Below are 6,964 nucleotides of genomic sequence, written 5' to 3'. Positions count from 1 at the left end.
CCTACGTCCCGGCCCCTACCGCCCCGCTGTCAACAACCTCATGCACCGCAACATCTAGGCGTCGATGACGACCGGGATGATCATCGGGCTGCGGCGGCCGTTGCGGTGCGCCCAGGTGGCCACCGCGCGGGTGATGAGCTGCTCGAGCTGCAGCGCCCCGCCGACGCCCTCCTCGGCCGCCTTCGCCAGCGCCTTCTCGATCAGCGGCACCACGGTGTCGAAGGTGCCCTCGTCGTGCACGAAGCCGCGGGCCAGGAAGTCCGGCGCCTCGGCCAGCAGGCCGGTGTCGGCGTCGACGATGGCGACCACCGTGATGACGCCCTCCTCGGCCAGGTTGCGCCGGTCCTTCAGCGAGGCCTCGGTGGCCCCGCCGACCGTCGCGCCGTCGACGTAGACGTTGCCGGCGCTGACCTTGCCGGTGATCCGGACCTTGCCGCCGACCAGGTCGACGACGTTGCCGTCCTCGGCCAGCACGACCCCGCGGGGGTGCACACCGGTCTTGATCGCCAGCTCGCCGTTGGCCTTGAGGTGGCGCCACTCGCCGTGCACCGGCATGACGTTGCGCGGCTTGACGATGTTGTAGCAGTAGACGAGCTCGCCGGCGCTGGCGTGGCCGGAGACGTGCACCTTGGCGTTGCCCTTGTGCACCACGTTGGCGCCCCAGCGGGTGAGCTCGTTGATGATCCGGTAGATCGCGTTCTCGTTGCCCGGGATGAGCGAGCTGGCCATCAGGACGGTGTCGCCCTCGGAGATGCGGATGACGTGGTCGCGGTTGGCCATCCGGGACAGCGCGGCCATCGGCTCGCCCTGCGACCCGGTGCAGATGACGCACACCTGGTCGGCGGGCAGCTTGTCCATCTGCTTGAGGTCGACGACCAGGCCCTGCGGCACGTCGAGGTAGCCCAGCTCGCGGGCGATCCCCATGTTGCGGACCATCGAGCGGCCGACGAAGGCCACCTTGCGGCCGTGGGCGTGCGCGGCGTTGAGCACCTGCTGGATGCGGTGCACGTGGCTGGCGAAGCTGGACACGATGACCCGCTTGGGCGCGGTGCGGAACACGGTGTCGATGGCGGGGACGAGGTCGCCCTCGCTGAGGGTGAAGCCGGGGACCTCCGCGTTGGTGGAGTCGGTGAGGAAGAGGTCGACCCCCTCCTCGCCGAGCCGGGCGAACCCGCGCAGGTCGGTGATCCGCTGGTCCAGCGGGAACTGGTCCATCTTGAAGTCACCGGTGTGCAGGACCAACCCGGCCGGGGTGCGGATGGCCACGGCCAGCGCGTCGGGGATCGAGTGGTTGACCGCGAGGAACTCGGTGTCGAAGGGGCCCAGCGGCAGCCGCTCGCCCTCGGCGACCTGCCGGAGCACCGGCTTGATCTTGTGCTCCTCGAGCTTGGCCGAGATGAAGGCCAGCGTGAGCTTGGACCCGACCAGCGGGATGTCGCGGCGCTCGCGCAGCAGGTAGGGCACGCCGCCGATGTGGTCCTCGTGGCCGTGCGTGAGCACGATCGCCTCGATGTCGTCCAGCCGGTCCCGGATGGAGGTGAAGTCGGGGAGGATGACGTCGACGCCGGGCTGGTGCTCCTCGGGGAACAGCACGCCGCAGTCGACGACGAGCAGCTTGCCGGCGTACTCGAAGACCGTCATGTTGCGGCCGATCTCGCCGAGCCCGCCCAGCGCGACGATCCGCAGGCCCCCCTCCGAGAGGGGCGGCGGGGTCTTCAGCTCGGGGTGCGTGCGGCTCATGGGTGCCACGCTACGGGGCCCCACCGACAGGACCGGCTGCGGCTCGGGTCAGGAGGCGGACGGTGACGACACGCGGGGCTCGAGCAGCACCACCGGGATGCGTCGTCGGGTGCGCCGCTGGTACTCCACGTACGAGGGGAACGTGCCGCAGGCCAGCGACCACCAGGCCGACCGCTCGGCACCGCTGACCTCGCGGGCCCGCAGGTCCAGCCGCAGGTCGCCGTCGCGCAGCTCGACGTCGGGGGAGGCCAGCACGTTGGCGTACCAGTGCGGGTGCGCCGGCCCGCCGCGGGTCGAGGCGACCGCCGCGTAGACCCCGCGCATCTCCACCCGCATCAGCGGGGTCTTGCGCACCAGACCCGTGCGCCGTCCGCGGTGGGTGAGCAGCACCACCGCCCGCCCGCCGAACGCCGTCCCGGTGTCCTCGATGTGGGCGACCTCGTCGGCCACCCACGGCACCGGGCTCGGCGCGTACTCCCCGTCGACGGCCACGACGAGCAGTCTGCCCGGCGGTCCGACGGACGCCCGACCGTCCGTGCCGGCCGCCTGGGCGGTCTCACCCGTGCGGGGCAGCGGGGACACCACCGGACACCCGGGGTCGCTACCGTTCCCCACGATGAGCAGCGGTCCCGACCCGGAGACACCGGGTGGCCCGGTCACCGAGGTCGTGCGCGGCCCGGTGGCCCGGTGGTGGCGACCCGTGCTGGGCGGGGTCCTCGCGGTGGGCACCGTGGTGGTCCTCGTCGTCTTCTGGCGGTCCGTCGTCGGCTGGTTCGAGACGCTCGCGGGCACCGACCTGCGGTGGGCGTTCGCCGCGGCCGCCGTCCAGCTGCTGTCGATGCAGTGCCTGGTCTGGCAGCAGCAGCTGCTGCTGCGCTCGGGCGGCGGGGTGGCCCCGCAGGGCAGCCTGACCGCGACGGTCTACGGCGGCAACGCGATCGCCGTCGGCCTGCCGCTCGCGGGGTCGGCGGCCAGCGTGGCCTACGCCTTCCGCCGGATGCGCGACCTGGGCAACAGCGCCGTGCTGGTCAGCTGGACCCTCGCCGTCTCCGGGGTGTGCTCGACGGTCGCGCTGGCCGCCGTCGTGGCGGTGAGCTCGGCGGCCACCGGGAGCACGGCCGGCGCGGTGGTGGCCTCGGTGGCGTCGGTCGCCGCCGTCGTCCCGGTCCTCACCTTGCTCGCCGTCACCCGCAGCCCCGAGGCCAAGCACCTGGTGGTCAAGCTGCTGATGGCCGTGCTGGCCCCGCTCTCGCGGTGGTTCAAGGTGCTGCGCCCGGCCGTGGTGGGCCCGGCCGTCGAGGACGCGCTGACCTCGCTGGGGGCCATCCGCCCCGGGGTGCGCAACGCGTCGGCCGCCGGCCTGCTGGCCCTGGCCAACTGGGTGCTGGACGCGGTCACCCTCGGCCTCGCCGCGCTCGCGGTCGGGTCGGGGCTGCCCTGGCAGGGCGTCGTGCTGGCCTGGGCGGCCGGGGCGCTGGTGTCCTCGACCCGGCTGACCCCCGGCGGCATCGGTGTGGTCGAGGCGGCGCTGGCCTCCGCGCTGGTCGCCGCGGGCATGCCGGCCGCCCAGGCGGTGCCGGTCGTGGTCGTCTACCGGTTGGTCAGCCTGTGGTTGCTGGCGGCGGTGGGCGCGCTGTGCCTGGTGCTGGCGCCGCGACCGGTGCACCCTGCGGAGGGGTGATCGCGTCGGGTGGGACGCTGGGCACGGACAGACGCAGGTTTCGCAGAGCAGTCGAGTGCAGGAGCAGGGCATGCCGCAGGGGTTCGTGAAGTGGTTCAACGCCGAGAAGGGGTTCGGTTTCATCGGACCCGACGACGGCGGTGAGGACGTCTTCGTGCACTTCTCGGCCATCGAGGAGTCCGGTGGGTTCCGCAGCCTGGACGAGGGCGCGCGGGTCGAGTACGAGGCGAGCCCGGGCCAGCGCGGCCTGCAGGCCGACCGGGTGAGCCCGCTGGGCGGCCCGCCGGTGCAGGTCGACCGCTCGCAGTCCCGCGAGCCCCGCCGCGACGACCGGCGTGATGACCGTCGCGAGGAGCGCGCGCCCCGCCGCGAGGCGCCCCGCCGGGAGGCCCCGCGCCGCGAGGCGCCCCGGGCGTCCGCCGGTGGCGGCGCCGAGGGCACGGTGCAGTTCTTCAACTCCGAGAAGGGGTTCGGCTTCATCACCCCGGACGACGGCGGCGACGACGTCTTCGTGCACTTCTCCGCGATCGCCGACGACGGTGGCTACCGCTCCCTCGAGGAGGGCCAGCGCGTGCTGTTCGAGGCGGCGCAGGGTGACCGCGGGCTGCAGGCAACCCACGTCGAGCCCCTCGCCGGTGGCGGCGGCGGCCACGACGCCGGGTACGACGACGGCGGGTACGACGGCGGCGGCGCGGCCGGCTCGGGCCTGCCCCAGGCCACCGTGCGCTTCTTCAACGCCGAGAAGGGCTTCGGCTTCCTGCAGCCCGACGACGGCGGGGACGACGTCTTCGTGCACTTCTCCGCGATCGCCGACGACGGCGGCTACCGCTCCCTCGACGAGGGCCAGCGCGTGGAGTTCGAGGCCGCGCAGGGCGACCGCGGGCTGCAGGCCACCCACGTGCAGCCGCTGGGCTCCACCGGCGGTGGCGGCCCGCGCGGCAACGCCGGCGGGTACGGCGGCGGCTCCGGGCTGGCCCAGGGCACCGTCCGGTTCTTCAACGCCGACAAGGGCTTCGGGTTCGTCGAGCCCGACGACGGGTCGCGCGACGTGTTCGTGCACTTCTCCGTGATCGAGGACGACGGCGGCTACGGCGACCTCGAGGAGGGCCAGCGCGTCGAGTTCGCGGCCAGCCAGGGTGACCGCGGTCCGCAGGCCGACGTCGTCCGTCCGCTGGACTCCGCCGGCCCGCCGCCGCGGCGCGACCCGGCCCGCCGCGAGGCACGCCGGGACCCCTCCCGGTCGACCCCGCGGGAGCGCTCGCGCAGCGCCGCGCGGGCGGTGCCGACCCCCATCGAGGGCGGTCAGGAGGGCACCGTGAAGTGGTTCCACGCGGAGAAGGGGTTCGGCTTCATCGCACCCGACGACGGCAGCGCCGACGTGTTCGTGCACTTCTCGGCGATCGCCGACCGCGGCGGCTACCGGGACCTCGAGGAGGGCCAGCGGGTGCAGTTCACCGCCACCCCCGCCGAGCGCGGCCCCCAGGCCGACGCGGTGGAGCCGATCTAGGCAGTCACTGCTGCAGCACGTCGCGGCCGGCACCGGCCACCGGGAAGGTGGCGGTGCCGGCCGTCGCCGTCCCGGGGTCCTCGCGGGTGAGGAAGGTGGTCCAGCCGAACCCGTCGACGAGCTCGGGCACGAGGGTCTCGTCGCTGCTCGGGAAGCCCAGCACGACGCGGACCCCCGGTGGTGCGGCGACCACCACGGTGCGGGTGTAGGCGTCGCCGACGTCCACGCAGGTGGCCGCCACGACCAGGTCGACGATGTCGGTCCCGGCCGGGTAGCCGGTGCTCCCGCAGCCGCCGCCGAAGGACAGGACCGTGCTGCCGTCCTCCGCGGTCGTCTGGGCTGCGGTGCCGGTGGTGGTGACGACGGCGCCGCCGGGGAGGACGACGGCCAAGCTGACGACGTCCAGCGTGCCGCCGGCCGCGGCGGGCAGGGTGCCGGCGCCCAGGACGGTGACCTCGAGGTCCTCCTCGGCCCACCCGGTCGCGGCGACGACGGTGGACAGCGCCGATGCGTAGGCCCCGGCGGCGGCGGTCGGGGCGCCGGACCGGCTGGGCGGGCCGGTGCCGCCGGTCCCGACGTCGAGGTGGACGGGGGTGCTCGAGACGGGCCAGATGTCCTCGGTGAGGTCGCCCGGTCGCCCGACCTGGAGCCGGATGCCGGCGTCGCTGGTGCGGTCGAGGGTGGTGGCGGCGACCCCTCCCCGGGAGGGGACGTCGACGTAGGTCCGTCCTGCGGCGCCCGTGGCCGGGTCGACGTCGACCCCGGCCGAGACCCGCACGGTGTCGCCGTCCTCGGTGAGGACCACGAGGCGGGTCGTGCCGGCGGCCGGGTCGGGCAGCGAGACAGCCATGCCGGCCGAGCCGAACGGGGTCGAGAAGCCGACGGTGTGCACGTCCAGCCGGGCTGCCGCGGTGCCGGCCGGCCCGGTCAGCCACGCGAGGTCCATCTGCCCGGCGCCCGGGTGCATCATCAGGACCGCGCGGATGCCCTCGACGTCGTCGGCGTAGAGGACCCGGTAGTCCGCGCCGGTCGCGCCCTCGGCGTCGAGTCGCCGCCGCAGCTGGGCGAGCAGGTCCTCGTCGTCGGCGAGCGCCCCACGGGGTGGGAGGGCGAAGATCCCGCGCAGCTCGGCTGCCGTCGTCGTCCTGGACGGGGTGGCGGTCGCCGTCGCCGTCGCCGCTGGGTCGGGCGCCGTGTCCGGCAGCCATGCGCCACCCGCGACCAGCCCGGCCACGGCGGTGACGGCGAGGAGGGCCTGGCAGGTGTGCCGGGTCCGGGTGCCGCGGACTGCGGCGGTGACGGTGTCGTCGTCCAGGGTGCCCGCGTCGCAGAGGCCGGCGAGGTCGTCGAGGCGGCGGGGCAGCACGTTGGGGTCGACCGGCAGCCGACCGGCCGCGGCCTCGGGGTCGGCGCCAGGGACGAGGGCGGTGATCTGTTCGGGAGCGAGGTCCTCGAACCACCGCAGCACGACGGCGGTGCGGTCGTCGCGGCCGAGGTCGTCGAGGGCGTCGGCGAGCTGGTGGGCGGCAGCGGCGGCTTCCGGCGAGCTCCACCAGGGGACGGCAGGCGTGCCCTGGATGCTTGCCCGGCCGGTGAGCCGCCATCGGCTGCGGTGGGCGCGGACGAGGGCGTCGAGGGCGGTTCGCCGATCGGCGATCGGCGGGCGCCGCCGGGCGAGGGTGCGGACGACGAGCTGCCGGGCCGCCGCCTGGTCCCCGGTCAGGAGGTAGGCCGTCGGCAGCAGCTCCCGCCAGTGCGCCCGGACCAGGTCGTCGCGAGCCGCCACGGCTCCAGTGAACTGCACCGGCGGGTAGCGGGCGAGGTCTGTGGGTCCTGGGGCCGGGATCGGGTCGGACGGGTCCCGGTGGTCCAGGGGCAGGCGTGTGCCGGCGACGTCTAGAACGGTGCTGGGTCGGCCTCGGGATCGTGCGGCGGTGGCGGTGCGTCCAGCAGGTCGAGGACCTTACCCATCGCGGGTGGTCGGGTGGTCCGGGTCGTGCCGCCGGGCGTGGTCACGTGCAGGGTGCCGTCGGCGT

At 74.7% G+C, this 6,964-nt stretch carries 5 protein-coding genes; 2 read left to right on the top strand and 3 right to left on the bottom strand.

Annotated elements, in window-relative coordinates:
• Window positions 1-54 precede the first annotated feature (54 nt).
• Both UXQ13_RS23375 and UXQ13_RS23370 read right to left on the bottom strand, forming a co-directional pair.
• Window positions 55-1,740, bottom strand: coding sequence for a ribonuclease J (locus tag UXQ13_RS23375; protein ID WP_225235512.1), 1,686 nt, complete (start codon window positions 1,738-1,740; stop codon window positions 55-57).
• Window positions 1,741-1,788: 48 nt separating this feature from the next.
• Window positions 1,789-2,232: a nitroreductase/quinone reductase family protein gene (locus tag UXQ13_RS23370; RefSeq protein ID WP_225235513.1), complete on the bottom strand. Its 444-nt coding sequence runs from the start codon at window positions 2,230-2,232 to the stop codon at window positions 1,789-1,791.
• Window positions 2,233-2,356: 124 nt separating this feature from the next.
• Here UXQ13_RS23370 and UXQ13_RS23365 point away from each other — a divergent pair, with 124 nt between their 5' ends.
• Window positions 2,357-3,421: a lysylphosphatidylglycerol synthase transmembrane domain-containing protein gene (locus UXQ13_RS23365; protein WP_225235514.1), complete on the top strand. Its 1,065-nt coding sequence runs from the start codon at window positions 2,357-2,359 to the stop codon at window positions 3,419-3,421.
• A gap of 70 nt (window positions 3,422-3,491) precedes the next feature.
• A complete protein-coding gene (locus tag UXQ13_RS23765; RefSeq protein WP_455428465.1) occupies window positions 3,492-4,928 on the top strand; it encodes a cold-shock protein in 1,437 nt (478 codons plus the stop codon).
• Window positions 4,929-4,932: 4 nt separating this feature from the next.
• On the opposite strand, the gene UXQ13_RS23335 is transcribed toward UXQ13_RS23765, so the two are convergent.
• Window positions 4,933-6,714 (bottom strand): SigE family RNA polymerase sigma factor, encoded by a 1,782-nt coding sequence (locus UXQ13_RS23335; protein ID WP_225235515.1) that lies wholly within the window; start codon window positions 6,712-6,714, stop codon window positions 4,933-4,935.
• Window positions 6,715-6,964: the final 250 nt, after the last annotated feature.

Origin of the sequence: Klenkia terrae (genome assembly GCF_037083865.1) — a bacterium.
GTDB lineage: Bacteria > Actinomycetota > Actinomycetes > Mycobacteriales > Geodermatophilaceae > Klenkia > Klenkia terrae.
This window is presented reverse-complemented; position numbering and strand designations above follow the sequence as displayed.

What these genes read in the sequence shown, in the direction of transcription:
- UXQ13_RS23765 (WP_455428465.1), top strand. Translation starts at nt 3,492, where the DNA reads ATGCCGCAGGGGTTCGTGAAGTGGTTCAACGCCGAGAAGGGGTTCGGT.
- UXQ13_RS23365 (WP_225235514.1), top strand. Translation starts at nt 2,357, where the DNA reads ATGAGCAGCGGTCCCGACCCGGAGACACCGGGTGGCCCGGTCACCGAG.
- UXQ13_RS23375 (WP_225235512.1), bottom strand. Translation starts at nt 1,740, where the DNA reads ATGAGCCGCACGCACCCCGAGCTGAAGACCCCGCCGCCCCTCTCGGAG.